This is a genomic window from Streptomyces sp. NBC_00258 (assembly GCF_036182465.1).
GTDB lineage: Bacteria > Actinomycetota > Actinomycetes > Streptomycetales > Streptomycetaceae > Streptomyces.
In genome coordinates, this window is the sequence record NZ_CP108081.1 from 5427851 (window position 1) to 5444865 (window position 17015).

Consider the following 17015-nt stretch of genomic DNA (forward strand, 5'->3'; position numbering starts at 1 on the left):
TGACCCTGCCGTTCACGTGCCCTTCCGGCCGCGCAGGTCCACAGGGCTGCACGTGCAATCCGTCCGATCCGCTCAGGACCCCAGAATCGAAGCCAGGAACTCCCCGGTCCACCCCAGCAGCTCCCGCCCGACCAGCGGCTTGCCGCCCACCTTCGCCGTCTTGGGGCGGGGCACCAGCAGCTGATGTGCGGCCGGCTTGATCACGGTCCCCGGATACAGCCGCTTGAGGCGCAGCTCCTGCGACTCCCTCAACTCCGCCGGCGCGAAGCGGATGTTGTTGCCCTGGAGGACGATCTCGCCGACACCGCACGCGCGCGCGAGCATCCGCAGACCCGCCACCAGCAGCAGGTTCTCCACCGGCTCGGGCAACTTGCCGTAGCGGTCGACGAGTTCCTCGCGTACCGCCTTGACGTCCTCCTCGGAGTTCACCGAGGCGATCGACCGGTACGCCTGGAGGCGCAGCCGCTCGCCCGGGGCGTAGTCGTGCGGGACGTGCGCGTCGACCGGGAGCTCGATCTTGACCTCCAGCGCCGGCTCCTCCTCGACACCGCCCTCCAGAGAGGCGCGGTAGTCCGCGACCGCCTCGCCGACCATGCGTACGTACAGGTCGAAGCCGACGCCGGCGATGTGACCCGACTGCTCGCCGCCCAGCAGGTTTCCGGCTCCGCGGATCTCCAGGTCCTTCATCGCCACGTACATGCCCGCGCCCATCTCGGTGTGCTGGGCGATGGTGGCGAGACGCTCGTGGGCGGTCTCCGTGAGGGGCTTCTCCGGCGGGTAGAGGAAGTACGCGTACCCCCGCTCGCGGCCACGGCCCACCCGGCCGCGCAGCTGGTGCAGTTGCGAGAGACCGAAGTTGTCGCCGCGCTCCACGATCAGCGTGTTCGCGTTCGAGATGTCGATGCCCGATTCGACGATCGTCGTGGAGACGAGGACGTCGAACTTCTTCTCCCAGAAGTCGACGACGACCTGCTCCAGGGACTGCTCGGACATCTGGCCGTGGGCGGTCGCGATGCGCGCCTCCGGGATGATCTCGCGCAGTCGCGCCGCCGCCCGGTCGATGGACTCGACGCGGTTGTGGATGTAGAAGACCTGGCCCTCGCGGAGCAGTTCGCGACGGACGGCCGCGCCGATCTGCTTCTCCTCGTACGGGCCGACGAAGGTCAGGACCGGGTGACGCTCCTCCGGGGGTGTCGTGATCGTCGACATCTCCCTGATGCCCGTCACCGCCATCTCCAGGGTGCGCGGGATCGGGGTCGCGGACATCGTCAGTACGTCCACGTTGGCGCGCAGCTTCTTCAGCTGCTCCTTGTGCTCGACGCCGAACCGCTGCTCCTCGTCGACGATGACGAGCCCCAGGTCCTTGAACTTGGTCTCGGAGGAGAAGAGCCGGTGCGTACCGATCACGACGTCGACCGACCCCTCGCGCAGGCCCTCCAGGGTCGCCTTCGCCTCCGTGTCCGTCTGGAAGCGGCTCAACGCCCGTACGTTCACCGGGAACTGGGAGTAACGCTCGCCGAACGTGCCGAAGTGCTGCTGGACCAGCAGCGTCGTCGGTACGAGGACGGCGACCTGCTTGCCGTCCTGCACCGCCTTGAAGGCCGCGCGGACCGCGATCTCCGTCTTGCCGTAGCCCACGTCACCACAGACCAGGCGGTCCATCGGGACCGTCTTCTCCATGTCCTCCTTGACCTCGGCGATGGTGGTGAGCTGGTCGGGCGTCTCGACGTACGGGAACGCGTCCTCCAGCTCGCGCTGCCACGGCGTGTCGCCGCCGAAGGCGTGCCCGGGGGCCGCCATCCGCGCGGAGTACAGCTTGATCAGGTCCGCGGCGATCTCCTTGACCGCCTTCTTCGCGCGCGCCTTGGTCTTCGTCCAGTCGGCGCCGCCGAGGCGGTGGAGGGTCGGGGACTCGCCGCCCACGTACTTGGTGATCTGCTCCAGCTGGTCGGTGGGGATGTAGAGACGGTCGCCCGGCTGACCGCGCTTGGCGGGCGCGTACTCGACCACCAGGTACTCGCGTGTCGCGCCCTGGACCGTCCGCTGGACCATCTCGATGTAGCGGCCGACGCCGTGCTGCTCGTGGACGATGTAGTCGCCCGCCTCCAGCGTGAGCGGGTCGATCGTCTTGCGGCGGCGGGCCGGCATCCGGGCGCCGTCCTTGCCGGCGGCCTTCTGGCCGGAGATGTCGGTCTCCGTGAGCACGGCGAGCTTCAGCACCGGGTCGACGAATCCGTAGTCGATCGAACCGCAGGCCACCTGGACGATGGAGGGGACGAGCCCGGCGAGGTCCGACTCGAGGCGGGCCGCGATGCCCTCGCCGCCGAGCACCTCGGCCGTACGGGCCGCCGGGCCGTGGGCCTCGGTGACGAACACCGTGCGCCAGCCGTCCGCGAGCCAGCCCTTGGTGTCGGCGAGGGCCTTCGCGGTGTCGCCGCGGTACGTCTCGGGCGCGTGCATCCCGAGCTTCAGCGTGTCCCCCGCCGCGTCGGCGGCATATGTGTCCGTCAGCTCCTCGTCGGCCGCGAACGGCGACACCGACCACCACATCATGTCCAGCTCGCGGGCCCGGTCCCGTACGTCCGCGATGCCCCACAGGGACGCCGCGTCGACGTCGATCGGGGCCTCGCCGCCGCCCGCCGTCGCCGCCCAGGACGCCTGGAGGAACTCCTGCGAGGTCGCCACCAGGTCCGAGGCGCGCGTGCGCACCCGCTCCGGGTCGCAGACGACGGCCATGGAGCCCTTGGGCAGGACGTCGATGAGCAGTTCCATGTCGTCGACGAGGACGGGCGCGAGGGACTCCATGCCCTCGACCGCGATGCCCTCGGCGATCTTGCCCAGCAGTTCGCCCAGCTCGGGGTGGGCCTCGGCCAGCCGGGCCGCCCTCTCCCGTACGTCGTCCGTGAGCAGCAGCTCGCGGCAGGGCGGCGCCCACAGCCCGTGCGCGGCGACCTCCAGGGACCGCTGGTCGGCGACCTTGAAGTAGCGGATCTCCTCGACGTCGTCGCCCCAGAACTCCACGCGCAGCGGGTGCTCCTCGGTGGGCGGGAAGACGTCCAGGATCCCGCCGCGTACGGCGAACTCGCCGCGCTTCTCGACCAGCTCGACCCGTGCGTACGCCGCTGCCGACAGGGCCGCCACGACGTCACCGAGGTCGGCGCTCTGGCCGGTCCGCAGGGCCACAGGCTCCAGGTCGCCCAGGCCCTTGACCTGCGGCTGGAGGACCGACCTGACGGGAGCGACCACGACGGAGACCGGGCCGGTCTCGGGGTCGTCGGGGCGCGGGTGCGCGAGCCTGCGGAGGACGGCGAGCCTGCGTCCCACGGTGTCGCTGCGCGGGGACAGCCGCTCGTGCGGCAGCGTCTCCCAGGACGGGTACTCCACGACCCCGTCGGCAGGCAGCAGCGTCCGCAGTGCCGCCGCCAGGTCCTCGGCCTCCCGGCCCGTGGCCGTCACGGCCAGCACCGTACGTCCCGCCTCGCGGGCCAGCGCCGCCACCGCGAACGGGCGGGCCGCGGGCGGGCCCACCAGATCGACGTGCATACGGTTGCCGTCGCCGGCGGCCTTCACCGCTTCGGTGAGTGCGGCGTCCTTGACGACGGCGTCGAGCAGACCGTGCAGGCTCATGAAGAGGCTTCCATCCGAGGATCTGAAGAAGTGGGCGATATCCGACAGGGGCGATATGCGATACGGGTGGGCAACGCGAACCGCCCGACACGTCTGACGGGCCGGGGGTGTCCAGGGTACGACGGCCGCGGGCGACTCACCCGTTTGAGGGATCGACTCGCCACCGTGCAGGACCGTACAGTTCCGTACATGAGTGTCACATCTACCGGCACGAACGCCGCGTTCCCCATCACGGAGGCCCGCGCGCAGTTCGGCTCCCTTGTCCGCCGGACGGCGACTGACCGTGAGCGCATCACGATCACTGATCATGGCCGGGCCGCGGCCGTGTTCATAAACCCCAGAGAGCTGGCCGAGCTGGAGGAGCGGGTACTGGAGCTGGAGGAGGAGCTGGCGCTGGTTCGGTACCGAGCAGAGAAGGCGAACGGCACGTTCGTCGGTGTTCCTCATGAAGAGGTTCGCAAGCTGCTCGGCCTGGAGGATGAGTGACCTTCCAGATCATCTGGCAGGAACGGGCGACCGACACGGCCACCCGCTTCCTCAAGGACGACCCCGACGGCCTGCGCCAGGTCTTCGCCTCCGTCGATCTGCTGGTAGACGATCCGCGCCCCGCGGGAACCACTGCCCTTGGATCGCCTGACCTGCGACGGATGCACGTCGGGTTGTACCGGATCATGTACGAGATCGACGAGGGCACCGTCACCATCGTCCTGCTGCACATCGGGCGAGTCCCGTAGGCCGACGGACAACCGGGCTGGGCCCGGCGGAGTGATCCGCCGGGCCCAGCCCTTCCCCGTTCCCCCGTCCCCCTCTCCCCCGTGACCCCCGTCCACGGTGGCTCTGGGGCAGTGATGGAGGCTGCGGTCATGGCGGCCGACGTGATGGCGGCCGCCGCTGCCGCGGCTATTCCGTCGCGATGGCGTTCAGCACGTTCATCCGGCCCGCCCGGAACGCCGGCACCAGCGCGGCGAACAGGCCCACGAAGGCCGAGCCGATGAAGACGCCGATGATCGTCGGCCAGGGGATCTCCAGGACCTTCAGGCCCTCAAGGGCGAGGAGCTTCTGGGCGGTGGCGCCCCAGCCCATGCCCAGCCCGAGGCCGAGCAGCGCTCCGAAGAGGGCGATGACGACCGACTCCAGGCGGATCATGCGGCGCATCTGGCGGCGGGAGAGGCCGATGGCACGCATCAGGCCGATCTCGCGGGTCCGCTCCACCACCGACAGCGCCAGGGTGTTCACGACTCCCAGGACCGCCACGATGATCGCGAGGGCCAGCAGGCCGTAGACCATGTTCAGCAGCTGGCCGATCTGGTCCTTGAGCTCCTGCTTGTAGTCGGTCTGGTCACGGACCTGGTACTGCGGGTACGGGTCCAGGGACTTCTTCAGGGCCGCGTACGCCGTCTTCTCCTGGCCCTCCTTGGCCGCGGCGAACATGATGTCGTTCGGCGGGATCCTGTCGGCCGGGACGTACTTCTCCATCGTGGCGATGCTCATGTACCGCGCGCCCTTGTCGATGGCCACGTCGTCGTTCGTGATCGCCGCGACCTTCAGCTTCGCGGTTTGGCCGCCCTTGAAGGCGACGGTCATCGTGTCGCCGACCTTCACGCCGTGCTTCTTGGCGTAGTCGGAGCCGAGCGCCATCGCGTCCTTGCCGTAGGCCGCCGACAGCTCACCGGCGGTCGTCTCGCGGCGCAGGTCGCTCGCGTACGTCGGGTCCGCGGCCGTCACGCTGCTGTCCTCGGTCTTGCCGTCGGGCGAGGTCAGCTTGGCCTCGACCTCCTTGTAGCTGGTGACGTGCGCCAGGCCCGGCGTCGACTCGATGGCCTTCTGGGCCTGCGGCACGATCCGCTGGTTGCCCTGGACGATGAAGTCCGTGCCCACCGACTTGTCGAGCTCGTCGGTCGCGGAGGCCACCATCGAGGAGCCGACCACGGAGAGGCAGGCGACCAGCGCGAGGCCGATCATCAGGGCCGCGCCGGTGGCGCCGGTGCGGCGCGGGTTGCGCAGTGCGTTCCGCTCCGCGAGTCGTCCCACGGGTCCGAAGCCGCGCAGCAGAACCGCGCTGATGGCCCGGACCACGACGCCGGCGAGCAGCGGGCCGATGATGACGAACCCGATCAGCGAGAGCACCACACCGGCGCCGAGCATCAACGAGCCGTCGCTCGCCTTGTCCGCGCCGGCCGCCGTGAAGAGCGCGGCGGCGCCGGCTCCCGTGAGGAGGAGGCCGATGATCCCCCGAATCCAGCCTGCCTTGCCGTCGGCCGGCGTACCGGCGTCGCGCAGTGCGGCCATCGGGGAGACCTTGCCCGCGCGGCGGGCGGGCAGATAGGCGGCGAGCACCGTGACGACGACGCCGAGGACCAGGCCGATGACCGGGGTCGTCGTCTTCACCGTCAGGTCGGCGGTGGAGAGGTTCATGCCCGCCATCGACATGAGCTTCATCAGGCCGATCGCGATACCGACACCCGCGGCGACACCCAGGATCGAGCCGATGACACCGAGCAGCAGCGCCTCGACCAGCACGGACCGGTTGACCTGCTTGCGGGAGGAGCCGATCGCCCGCATCAGGCCGATCTCGCGGGTGCGCTGGGCGACCAGCATCGAGAAGGTGTTGATGATCAGGAAGATGCCGACCAGGAAGGCGATTCCGGCGAAGCCGAGCATGGCGTACTTGATGACGTTCATGAACTCGCCGATGCCCTCGCGGTTCTCGTCCGAGAACTCCTTCTGCGTCTGGATCTTGTACGCCCCGGTGGCCTTCTCGGCACCGGCGAGCGTCGTGGAGACGTTCTGCTTGAGCTGCGTGTCGGAGACGCCCTGCGCCGCCGAGACGTAGATCTGCGTGAACCGGCCGGTGGCGCCGAGCAGTTCGCGCTGGGCGGTGGCGGTGTCGAAGTAGACGACGGCGGCACCGGGGTTGGTCACCTTGAAGGTGGCTATGCCGACGATCTTCGCCTTGAAGTCACCGGTGACGGCGATGGTGCGCAGCTCGTCACCCATCTTGAGGTGGTGCTTGTCCGCGGTGTCGGCGTCGACCATCACCTCGGTGGGCCCACGCGGGGCGTGCCCGGAGGTGATCTCCATCGAACGCAGGTCGTTCTTCGTCCAGTTGCCCGCGATCGTCGGGGCGCCGGTGCTGGACCCCATGTTCTTGTTCTTGCTGTTGACGACGGTCACGTTCATCGAACTGACCGCGCCCTCGGCCGACTTGACGCCCTGCGCCTTCTGGGCCCGAGTGACGGCCGACGCGGGCAGGGACTCCGGCTTGCCGTTCTGCGGGGTGTCGTCGGCCTTGGCCGACTTGGGGGAGACCGTGACATCGGACGCGGTGGTCGCGAAGAGCTTGTCGAAGGTCGTGTTCATCGTGTCGGTGAAGACGAGCGTGCCACAGACGAAGGCCACCGACAGCATGACGGCGACGGCCGACAGGGCCATCCGTCCCTTGTGCGCGAAGAAGTTGCGCATCGAGGTCTTGAAGACGGTCATGACGTGCGCCCCCGGGCGTCGAAGTCCTTCATGCGGTCGAGGACGGCGTCCGCGGTGGGCCGGTACATCTCGTCGACGATCCGGCCGTCGGCGAGGTACAGCACACGGTCCGCGTACGAGGCCGCCACCGGGTCGTGCGTGACCATCACGATGGTCTGGCCCAACTCGTCGACCGAGCGGCGCAGGAAGCCCAGCACCTCGGCGCCCGCGCGGGAGTCGAGGTTTCCGGTCGGCTCGTCACCGAAGATGATCTCCGGCCGGGCGGCCAGCGCCCGGGCCACGGCGACGCGCTGCTGCTGGCCTCCGGAGAGCTGGTTGGGCCGGTGCTTGAGCCGGTCCTTGAGCCCGACGGTCTCCACGACCTGGGCCAGCCAGCCCTTGTCCGGCTTGCGGCCGGCGATGTCCATCGGCAGCGTGATGTTCTCCAGCGCGCTGAGCGTCGGCAGCAGGTTGAACGCCTGGAAGATGAAGCCGATACGGTCCCGGCGAAGCTGTGTGAGCTTCTTGTCCTTGAGGCCGGTGATCTCGGTATCGTCCAGGAAGATCTGCCCCGAGGAGACGGTGTCGAGCCCGGCGAGGCAGTGCATCAGCGTCGACTTGCCCGAGCCCGAGGGGCCCATGATCGCGGTGAACTGGCCCCGCGCGATGTCCACGTCGACCTGGTCGAGGGCGACGACGCGGGTCTCACCGGACCCGTACGCCTTCACGACCTGCCGCGCCCGTGCCGCGACGGCCGTACGTCCTCCAGTGCTGCCGTGCCTGGGAATGGTTACAGCCGATGTCACGGTATGTCTCCTAAGTCGGACGCCCTTGAGGACGACGGGATCTGCGCTTGTGTATGTCGTGCGGTTGAGCCGTGCGATGTTCGTTCACGCCGTGCGGTCACGTCGTTCGTTCACGCCGTGCGGTTACAGCGATAAGTCTGGTGGCGGCAGGTGGTCCACCGCGCTGGTGCCCAGCGCAGTCTTCTGCTGGGGTAAACCCCACCCCGGCAGGTGCGGTACACCGCCCCCCAGCGGCATAAAGCCAGGTTAAGTAGCGGTTCGGCCCCTCTCCTCCTCCGGCAGTACGAACCCTCCCCGGGCCGTAGTACGGAGAGCCCCCTAGGGGATCTCCACCTGTCGGTGGACCACCTCTCAGGGACACCTCCACCCACCAGCCCGGTCAGCGTCCACCCTCCCGCCACGTGAGGGTCAAGTGGGAGAGTGGCTTCCGGCAGATGGATGCAGGGGGAAGGAATCCAGTGGGCCAGGGGGAAGACACCGAGATACCCGCCGCGAAGGAGGACGAGCCCGCCTCCGCGCGGGCCGGGACCCGCGGCCGCCGAGCCGTCGTCGCCTCCCTCATGCTCTGCATGGGCCTGGCCGCGCTCGACTCCACGATCGTGTCGACGGCCGTCCCGCAGATCGTCGGCGACCTCGGCGGCTTCTCCGTCTTCTCGTGGCTGTTCTCCGGCTATCTGCTCGCCGTGACGGTCACCCTGCCCGTCTACGGCAAGCTCTCCGACACCTTCGGCCGCAAGCCGGTGCTGATCGCCGGCTCGATCCTCTTCCTCCTCGGCTCCCTGCTCTGCGCGCTGGCGTGGAACATGGCCGCGCTGATCGCGTTCCGGGTCGTCCAGGGCCTCGGCGGCGGCGCCCTCCAGGGCACGGTCCAGACCCTCGCCGCCGACCTGTACCCGCTCGAACAGCGCCCCAAGATCCAGGCCAAGCTGTCCACGGTCTGGGCCACCTCGGCGGTCGCGGGCCCGGCGCTCGGCGGGGTGATCGCCGCCTACGCCGACTGGCGCTGGATCTTCCTCATCAACCTGCCGCTCGGCGCGGTCGCGCTCTGGCTGCTGATCCGCCACCTCCACGAGCCCCAGCGCGAACGGAAGGCCACCGAGCGCCCCCGCATCGACTGGGCCGGCGCGCTCACGGTCTTCGCCTGCGGCGGCGTACTCCTGACGGCCCTGGTGCAGGGCGGGGTGGCCTGGCCATGGCTCTCGCCACCGTCAATGGCCCTGTTCGGTACGGGACTTGCCCTGATCGCCGCTCTCGTCCTCATCGAACGCCGGGCCGCCGAACCCATCATCCCCGGCTGGGTCTGGCGCCGCCGCACCATCGCCGCCGTGAACCTGGCACTGGGCGCGCTGGGCCTCCTGATGGTCGCCCCGACGGTCTTCCTCCCGACCTACGCGCAGTCGGTGCTCGGCCTCGCCCCGATCACCGCCGGATTCGTGCTCTCCGTATGGACGTTGAGCTGGCCGGTGTCGGCGGCCCTCAGCCAGCACGTCTACCGTCGCATCGGCTTCCGCAACACGGCGATGCTCGGCATCGGCACGGCCACACTGCTCCTGTTCGCCTTCCCCTTCCTCCCGTACCCCGGCGAGGCCTGGCAGCCCACTCTCCTCATGTTCCTGCTCGGCGGCGCGCTCGGTCTCTTCCAACTCCCGCTGCTCGTCGGCGTCCAGTCGACCGTCGGCTGGTCCGAGCGCGGCACGGCCACCGCGTCCGTACTCTTCTGCCGCCAGACCGGCCAGACGATCGGTGCCGCCCTCTTCGGCGCGGTCGCCAACGGGGTGCTGGCCGCCCGGCTCGGCGGTGCGGGCGACCTGGACTCGGTGACCAGGGCACTCGACTCGGGCGCCCCCGGCGAACACATGCGCCGAGCGGTCGCGGAGGCCGTCCACGCCGTCTACTTCGGCGCGGCCTGCGCGGCCGGGCTCGCCTTCCTGGTCCTGCTGTTGGTGGCGCCGCGCCGCTTCCCGCTGCTCAAGAATCCCGGGGACTGAGGTCCACGGCACGACCTGGCAGAACCGCTGACCCCGAAGGGTCATCCCCGAGCGCACGTCCGGGGTACACCCCTCCTCACGCAGGACGCCCGGCATCGGCCGACCCAGGTCTGCTGGACCGATGGGACTCAACAGGCGCACGGCGATGAAGGCGGGCCTCCTGACGACGGCGGTGTCGGCACTGGGGCTGAACTCGGCTCGTTCACAAGGCACTTCGGCCACCCCGGCACTCACCGTGCAGGGCGAGGCGGCGACCCGGACGAACATCCCGGTCGTACGGGACCGCCGTGCGTCCGGGGGCAGTTTCCTCGCCCTGAACACCAAGAAGACGCCTCCGAAGGGAGGTTGGTACGCGGCGTACACGATCCAGGCACCCGAGGCAGGCGTGTACGCGCTGACCGCGGTCGCCACGGCCCCGGTCGAGACACCGCACACCGAGGCGACGGCCTCGTACCTCCAACTCTCCCTGAATGACGGCCGGTTCACGGAGATCGCCCGGTCCCAGCCGTACTGGTACGAGTCGAAACCGGCCTGGGGCGACCTCTCCGTCCTCGACCTCGGCGACCTCGAACTGCGGCGCGGTGAGAACGCGTTGACGTTCCGGGTGACGGAACCGACGGTCCTGGAGACCGGAACGGCGTACGCGCTCGCGCTGGACCGATTCACGCTGCGACGGCGGGAGGGGCTGGAGCTGCGCGAGGTCCACGCGGGCGGCGACGGCACGCTGAGCACGTACCGGTTCGGGGAGCCCGCGAGCCTGGCCCTCGGCCTGAACGGCCGCCCCGACGACCCGTACCGCGTGCGCTACACCGTCGTCGACTACTTCGGGGAACGGGTCGCGGAGGGATACGCGACGATCGCGGCCGGAAGGACGACGGTGAAGGTCCCGCTCCCTCAACTCCCGCCCGGACATTACCGGGTTGCCGCATCCGCCGCCGCCGCCGGTGATGCCAGTGATGCCGGTGATGCCGAAGCGGTGGTGGGCCACTTCGCCTGCCTGCCCGCGCTCGCCGCCGCGTCCGGCGCCGCCAACCGCTTCGGCGTCAACGTCTGGGCCACCTCCCTCGTACCCCCCTCCCGCCTGGACGCCTTCGCCGCCGCGATGAGGGACATGGGCGCGGGCTGGACAAGGGACGGCCAGGCCTGGCCCGCGGCCGAGCCGACACCGGGCGCGTACGACACGGAACACCACGACCGGGTCACGCGGACGATGCGCCGTCACGGCCTCGCGCCCCTGGAGGTCATGTCACCCGCCCCCGAGTGGGCCATGACGACCGCCTCGCTCCCCCTCCCCACGGACCTGCGGCACGCGTACCGCTACGCCCGCCGCCTGGCCTCCCGCCACCCCGCCGCCGTCCAGCTCTCCAACGAGCCCGACGTGGACGTCACCAGCAGCACCGGCGACGCCCACGCGGCCTTCGTGAAGGCGGCGGCCCTGGGCATCGCGGACACCCCCGACCGGCCTCTCATAGTCCTGCCGGGTATCGCGCAGGCGGGCCACTTCCAGGACCTGCTGCTGGCGAACGACGTCGTGCGGTACGCGGACGTGTGGGCGTTCCACGGTTACCCGGACCCGGCCGAGCAGGGCGAACCGGCCTTCCCTGGGGCGGCGGACGAGCAGCGCGAGCTGGCGGAACGACTCGGTGCGGATGACGTACCGCGGTGGATGACGGAGTGCGGCGCGTTCTTCGCGGTGCGGCCGGGCGTCGATCTCGTGCCCGCCCAACAAGCCGTCCAGGCCCGCTACTTGGTCCGGTCGATGGTGGAGGGGCTGGCCGCGGGGAACACCCGGCAGTTCTGGTTCGCGGCTCCACCGCTCCACGACGACGGCGTGTACTTCGGGCTGCTGAGCCGGGAGTTCCAGCCACTGCCGGCGTACAGCGCATGCGCGGCGCTGACGTCGTTGCTGGGCGAGGCGCACTTCGTCGGGCCGGTGAACGGGTTGCCCACCGGGGCTGTCGGCTTCGAATTCGACTCGGGCCGGGGCGAGTCGGCACAGGTGCTCTGGGCGTCGAAGCCGGTACGGGTGCCGGTGCCGGTGCCGGTGCCGGGAGCGACCGTGCACGACATCATGGGCAGGCAGATGGCGACGCCCTCCGCCGAAGTGACCGTCTCCCGAGACCCCGTGTACGTGGTCACCGCGACCGTCGGCCGCCCGGAGGCCCACCCGGCCCCGCGCCGGCGAGCCCCCCTCTCCCCCGCCGAACACATCGTCCTCAGCCAGCGATACGCGGCCCGGAACGCCGCCCCCAACAAGGACAACGGCGACGCGGAACCCCCGCTGGGCTACCGCCTGTCCCGCCGTACCCAAATGTCCCTGGACGTCTACAACTTCACGTCCACCTCACGGACGGTGACCGTGAAGGCGAGTCCCGCCGGGGGTTGGTCGGCGCGGGCGGAGGGGCCGACGCGGGTCGAAGTTCCGCCCCAGGGCCGTATGACCGTGGATTTCACGATCACGGCAGGCAGCGGGGTACAGCGCCGGACCGACCACCGGCTGGAGTTCACGGCAACCCTCGACGGCGACGAGGTGCCGCCGTCGGTGTCGCTGGTCCAACTCAAGTAATCGGGCCGCACCTGGGGCATTCGCACAGCGGGAAACGAGTGGGCAACCACCCGCATCCCCGTCCGTGACAGCAAGAACCCGGCCGGCCCCGCCGTCACCTTCTCCGCCCCCGCCTGGACGGCCTTCGTCACTTCGCTCGGTCGAACCAGGCCGTAGTCTCCGGCAGGAACAGCAGGACGATCACGGGCAGCCCGAGCACGATCCGCAGTGCGGCGTCCACGAACTCCGCGGGCCCCGCCGCGCCCAGTGCCCTGCTGAACGACGGCAGGACCACGAACACCATCACCACTATGGTCGTGACCCGAACCCCGCCGCGCGCGCTGCCGTCGTAGGTCAGGGCGAGCAGCGCGCACACCCAGACCAGTAGCCACGGGGCGATCATGTTGCCCATCCCGTAGGACGTCAGCCCGCCCGACAACGCGAGCACGACGACCAGCCCCGCGAACGCCAGGACGAACACGAGCAGTTGGGCTCCTCGCACTGAGCGGGGCATCACGGATTCACGTACGTCAGTCATCGATTTCCCTTGCTGGAAAACTTCCGGATGCCGCTGCCCGGAGTTCCGGCAGCGGCATCGTTTCTGGCCCGTTGTTCGGACAGCGTCAGCCCGTAGGCCGCAGTTCCCGGTATTTCCTCGCCATGAGGGGCCCGAGGTGTTCGACGATCCCGTGGCCCGGCTCGCCCCGGAACGGCAGGTGGTCGAGGAACGACGTCACGATCACCTCGGTGATCTCCGTTACCTGACGTTCGAACTGCTCCTCCAGGAACCGGAGCGTCGCACGCCAGTCGGGGGCGTCGGGATCCGTACCGAGATACGAATCGACGGTGGCGTGCGTGACGTCCCCGAAGAACACGTGCGGCAGCGCCTCACCGCCCATGTTGAAGACGTGATTCTCGTAGAGCTCACCGAACTCAGGGATCCTGGCGACCAGTTCCTCCACGAACCGAATGTCTTCGCCCATCAGCAGTCTCTCAGCCCCGGAACAAGTTCCGCTGGACGCCCGGGTGTACGAACGCGGTCGACGAGGAGAGTACCGGGCCGAAAGTGACACGTGTGCACTCAAGTTGTTCACACTTCGGTCACAAGTGGTCAACGCGGGCACGACCGTTCGGGTTAACGCGGGTAACACCCCAGGTCAGCGAAGTAAGCGCATACCGACCAGACAGTTTGGCGAAACCCTCGCGCAAGCCTGCTACCTGCGAGTAGCGTGCGTCCTCGCTCACCCCCCGCTCCCTGCGGTCCGCACCGGGCCCGAGCCACGCAAGGAGAACCGGGATGTCTTACGACACGTCCCCGTCGTACCCCGTTCCACCGCACCATCCGCCCCACAACTCGTCACCGTCCTACTCGACGTACCCCACGCAGCCGACGTATCCGTGGGCTCCACAGCAACCGGAGCCGGAACCCGCCCGACAGCCGAACCGGCATCGCCACACCGCTCTCGGGCACCACAGCGACCTCCGGGTGCTGCGCACCGCGTACCGCTGGCAGCGGCGCGTGGCGACGCTTACCGCGCTCGGTTATTTCACGCTGTTCCTCGTCCTGTCCGCGTGGGCGCCGTCGTTCATGACGAGGGAGGTGGCCGAAGGGCTGCCCCTCGGTCTGCTCCTTGGGCTGTTCCAGATGCCCGTCACCTGCGTGGCGATCGCGCTGTACGAGTACACGGCCCGCCGGGGCGTGGACCCGATCGCCGAGCGGATACGGAAGCAGACGGAACTCGACACCAAGCGGGCGGAGGCGGGCAGGTGACCGGCTTCAGCAGTTCCGCCCAGGCGATGTCGCTCGTGGCGTTCACGGTCGTGGCGACCATCACGCTGCTGCTGTGCGTGATGACGGGCCCGGACCGGGACGACCTCGACGAGTTCTACACGGGCTACGGCTCCCTCTCCCCCATGCGCAACGGCCTGGCCATCGCGGGCGACTACATCTCCGCGGCCACCGTGCTCGGCACGGGCGGCGTGATCGCGTTCTTCGGGTACGACGGTGTCGTACTCGCCCTCAGCACGGCCCTCTCCCTCATGCTGCTGATGTTCCTGCTGGCCGAACCCCTGCGGAACGCGGGCCGGTTCACCATGGGCGACGCGCTGGCCCGGCGGATGCCGGGCCGGGCGGTACGGATCACGGCCTGCGCGGCGACGCTGGCCGCGCTGCTCCCGCTGATGCTGGTCCAGCTCGCCGGAACCGGCGACCTGCTGGCGTTCATCCTCGGCTTCTCCAGCGAAGGGCTGAAGACGGGCTGCATCATCGGGCTCGGCGCGCTGATGATCAGCTACGCGGCGATCGGCGGCATGAAGGGCACCGCCCTGATCCAGATCCTGAAGATCGTGATGCTGCTCGGCTCGGGCGCCGTCATCGCCGTACTCATCCTGAACAAGTTCGACTGGAACCTCGGTGGCCTGTTCAACCAGGCGGCGCGGAGCAGCGGGGCCGGATCCGCTTTCCTGAGCTCGGGGCTGCAGTTCGCGGGCGGGCCCAACCCCCGCCTGGACATGATCAGTTCGGAGCTGACCGTCGTGCTGGGCGGGGCCTGTCTGCCGCACATCACCATGCGTATGTACACGGCGGGCAGCGCGCGTCAGGTACGCCGTTCGATGTCCTGGGCGGTGCCGGCCGTGGCACTGTTCGTGCTGATCATCACGGTCGTCGGGTTCGGGGCGACGGCCCTGATCGGGCGGGAGGCGATCGCGGCGGAGGACCCGCAGGGCAACACGGCGTATCTGCTGGGGGCTCGGGCCGCGTTCGGGGCGGACGTCTCGACGGCCGAGACGCTGCTGTTCACCACCGTCACGGCGGCGATCTTCCTCACGGTGCTCGCCTCCGTCGCCGGGATGATCCTCGCCTGCGCCAACTCCCTTGCCCATGACGTCTTCGCGCACGGCAGGAAGCAGTTGTCGCCGCGCCGGGAGATGACGCTGGCACGGGTGTCCGCGGCGGCGGTCGGCATCCCGGCGATCCTGCTGGCCACGCTGGTCCAGCACCACAGCCTGCAGCCGCTGGTGACGCTGTCGTTCTGCCTCGGCGCGTCCGCCATAGCGCCGGCGCTCGTCTACAGCCTGTTCTGGCGGCGGTACACCCGGGCAGGGCTGATGTGCACGCTCATCGGCGGCTCGGTGAGCACGCTCGTTCTGATGACCGGTACGAATCTGGTGTCCGGGTCGCCCATATCGGCATTCCCCGGCCATGACTTCACCTGGTTCCCGTTCACCACGACCGGGATCGTCTCCATTCCGTTGGGGTTCCTGCTCGGCTGGCTCGGCACGGTGGCCTCCGGCCGGGGGGCGGCGGAGGAGCAGCGGAAGCAGTACGAGGCGGTGGAGGGGTGGATTCTGGCGGGGGCCGTCCGGCGGGACTGAGGGGGGTTGGGCTTAGGCGTGTGTGTCGGCTGCCGGCCGGTGGGGGTTGTTCGCGCAGTTCCCCGCGCCCCTAAAAGGATGGGGGCACCCCCCGTTTTTAGGGGCGCGGGGAACTGCGCGACCAGCCAGGGACGACCCGCAGTCGACATGCAGACCTCGGCCGCCCGTTCAGGGGCGCGGGGAGCTGCGCGGTCAGCCCCCACCGGCCGGCAGCCGACAACGCGTCGCGGCTACTCGGCCGTCGCTCGGCCCGTCAGGGCTGTGAGGCTGTTGCGGACGTGGGTCATGTGGGCGCTGACGTCGTCCCACTCGTCGCCGTGTTCACGGAGGACGCGTTCCGTCTCGCGGGTGATGCGGTCCTCGTGGAGGCGGGCCTCGGCGAGGAGTTCGGCGGCGCGGGCCTCGGCGTCCTCCTGGAGATGGCGGGTGGACTCGTGGGCCTCGGCGAGGGCCCGTTCGGCCTCGGCCAGTTCCGCCGCCGCGCGCGAGGCCCGCTCCTCGTGGCGCGCGTCGAGCGCGGCCTCCCGTTCGGCCGCCTCGCGTCCGACCCGCTCCCAGCGCTCGGCGTGTTCCTTCTCCTGCTCGGCGAGGAGCGTCTCGCTGCGCCGCCGCGTCTCACGCAGCGCGGCGAGCGCCTCACCGCGGTTCTCCTTCACGTCACGCCGCGCGGCGATCCGCATCTCGTCGGCCTCGGCCTGCGCGGCGAGCAGCCGGTGCCGGACCCGTTCCTCGGCCTCACCACGCACCGCGTCGGCGTCCGCGCCCGCGGCCGCGCGCAGTTGCCCGGCCGCCGCCTCGGCCTCCTCCACGACCAGCCGGGCCTCCCGCCGCGCGCCCTCGCTCACGGCCGCGGCCTCCTCCTCGCCCAGTTCGAAGAGCCGTCGGGCGCGGTCGCCGAGCGTCTCGTACGTCTGGGGAGCCAGTCCCGCCACGACCTCCCGCAGCCGGTCCGCCTCGGCCTCCATCTCCCTTGCCAGGACGGTCAGCCGGGCGGCCCGTTCCCAGGCGGCGTCACGCCCCCCGGAGAGCGCCGCGGCATACGCGTCGACCTGGTCGGGACGGTAACCGCGCCCCCGTACGGCCTCGAAGCCATGAGGTGACACCGATGCGTTGCTCATCCTCGAATCCCCTCTCCGGCGTACGACATGATTTGTCGCACATCTTGGCGGATCAGGCAGAAGCGTTCATAACGCGACACTCCGGACTTGGGTC

At 69.9% G+C, this 17015-nt stretch carries 12 protein-coding genes and 1 pseudogene; 7 read left to right on the plus strand and 6 right to left on the minus strand.

The window, feature by feature from the left end; translation table 11 throughout:
* Nucleotides 1-72: 72 nt before the first annotated feature.
* Nucleotides 73-3627 (minus strand): transcription-repair coupling factor, encoded by a 3555-nt coding sequence (gene mfd / locus OG718_RS24030; RefSeq protein ID WP_306938515.1) that lies wholly within the window; start codon nt 3625-3627, stop codon nt 73-75.
* A 189-nt stretch (nt 3628-3816) separates the two neighbouring features.
* Here mfd and OG718_RS24035 point away from each other — a divergent pair, with 189 nt between their 5' ends.
* On the plus strand, nt 3817-4113 hold the full coding sequence (locus tag OG718_RS24035; RefSeq protein WP_143639008.1) for a type II toxin-antitoxin system Phd/YefM family antitoxin: 297 nt from the start codon (nt 3817-3819) through the stop codon (nt 4111-4113).
* A complete protein-coding gene (locus OG718_RS24040; protein ID WP_143639006.1) occupies nt 4110-4361 on the plus strand; it encodes a type II toxin-antitoxin system RelE family toxin in 252 nt (83 codons plus the stop codon). The genes OG718_RS24035 and OG718_RS24040 overlap by 4 nt, the downstream gene beginning before the upstream one ends.
* 166 nt (nt 4362-4527) lie before the next feature.
* On the opposite strand, the gene OG718_RS24045 is transcribed toward OG718_RS24040, so the two are convergent.
* Together OG718_RS24045 and OG718_RS24050 are read right to left on the minus strand one after the other, a co-directional pair.
* Nucleotides 4528-7110, minus strand: a complete 2583-nt coding sequence (locus OG718_RS24045) for an ABC transporter permease (protein ID WP_143639004.1) — start codon at nt 7108-7110, stop codon at nt 4528-4530.
* A complete protein-coding gene (locus OG718_RS24050) occupies nt 7107-7895 on the minus strand; it encodes an ABC transporter ATP-binding protein (protein WP_143639002.1) in 789 nt (262 codons plus the stop codon). The genes OG718_RS24045 and OG718_RS24050 overlap by 4 nt, the downstream gene beginning before the upstream one ends.
* Nucleotides 7896-8329: 434 nt before the next feature.
* Here OG718_RS24050 and OG718_RS24055 point away from each other — a divergent pair, with 434 nt between their 5' ends.
* From OG718_RS24055 to OG718_RS24065, 3 genes and pseudogenes are all read left to right on the plus strand, one after another.
* Nucleotides 8330-9883: an MFS transporter gene (locus tag OG718_RS24055; RefSeq protein ID WP_328845132.1), complete on the plus strand. Its 1554-nt coding sequence runs from the start codon at nt 8330-8332 to the stop codon at nt 9881-9883.
* 121 nt (nt 9884-10004) lie between these two features.
* A complete protein-coding gene (locus OG718_RS24060; RefSeq protein WP_328845133.1) occupies nt 10005-12449 on the plus strand; it encodes a hypothetical protein in 2445 nt (814 codons plus the stop codon).
* 54 nt (nt 12450-12503) lie between these two features.
* Nucleotides 12504-12605, plus strand: a pseudogene (locus OG718_RS24065) (DUF397 domain-containing protein); the annotation flags it as partial.
* Here OG718_RS24065 and OG718_RS24070 read toward each other — a convergent pair.
* The gene (locus OG718_RS24070; RefSeq protein WP_328845134.1) at nt 12577-12966 is read right to left on the minus strand and encodes a hypothetical protein; all 390 of its coding nucleotides are present in this window, start codon (nt 12964-12966) and stop codon (nt 12577-12579) included. The pseudogene OG718_RS24065 and the gene OG718_RS24070 sit on opposite strands and share 29 nt — an antisense overlap.
* Before the next feature lie 85 nt (nt 12967-13051).
* A complete protein-coding gene (locus OG718_RS24075; RefSeq protein WP_143638989.1) occupies nt 13052-13411 on the minus strand; it encodes a DUF7674 family protein in 360 nt (119 codons plus the stop codon).
* Nucleotides 13412-13725: 314 nt separating this feature from the next.
* Between OG718_RS24075 and OG718_RS24080 the strand changes: the two genes are divergently transcribed.
* Nucleotides 13726-14199 (plus strand): DUF485 domain-containing protein, encoded by a 474-nt coding sequence (locus OG718_RS24080; RefSeq protein ID WP_143638988.1) that lies wholly within the window; start codon nt 13726-13728, stop codon nt 14197-14199.
* Between the two features lie 26 nt (nt 14200-14225).
* On the plus strand, nt 14226-15803 hold the full coding sequence (locus OG718_RS24085; protein ID WP_306943418.1) for a sodium/solute symporter: 1578 nt from the start codon (nt 14226-14228) through the stop codon (nt 15801-15803).
* A gap of 230 nt (nt 15804-16033) precedes the next feature.
* Here the strand turns inward: OG718_RS24085 and OG718_RS24090 are convergent, their stop codons facing one another.
* Nucleotides 16034-16921, minus strand: coding sequence for a cellulose-binding protein (locus OG718_RS24090; RefSeq protein WP_328845135.1), 888 nt, complete (start codon nt 16919-16921; stop codon nt 16034-16036).
* Nucleotides 16922-17015: the final 94 nt, after the last annotated feature.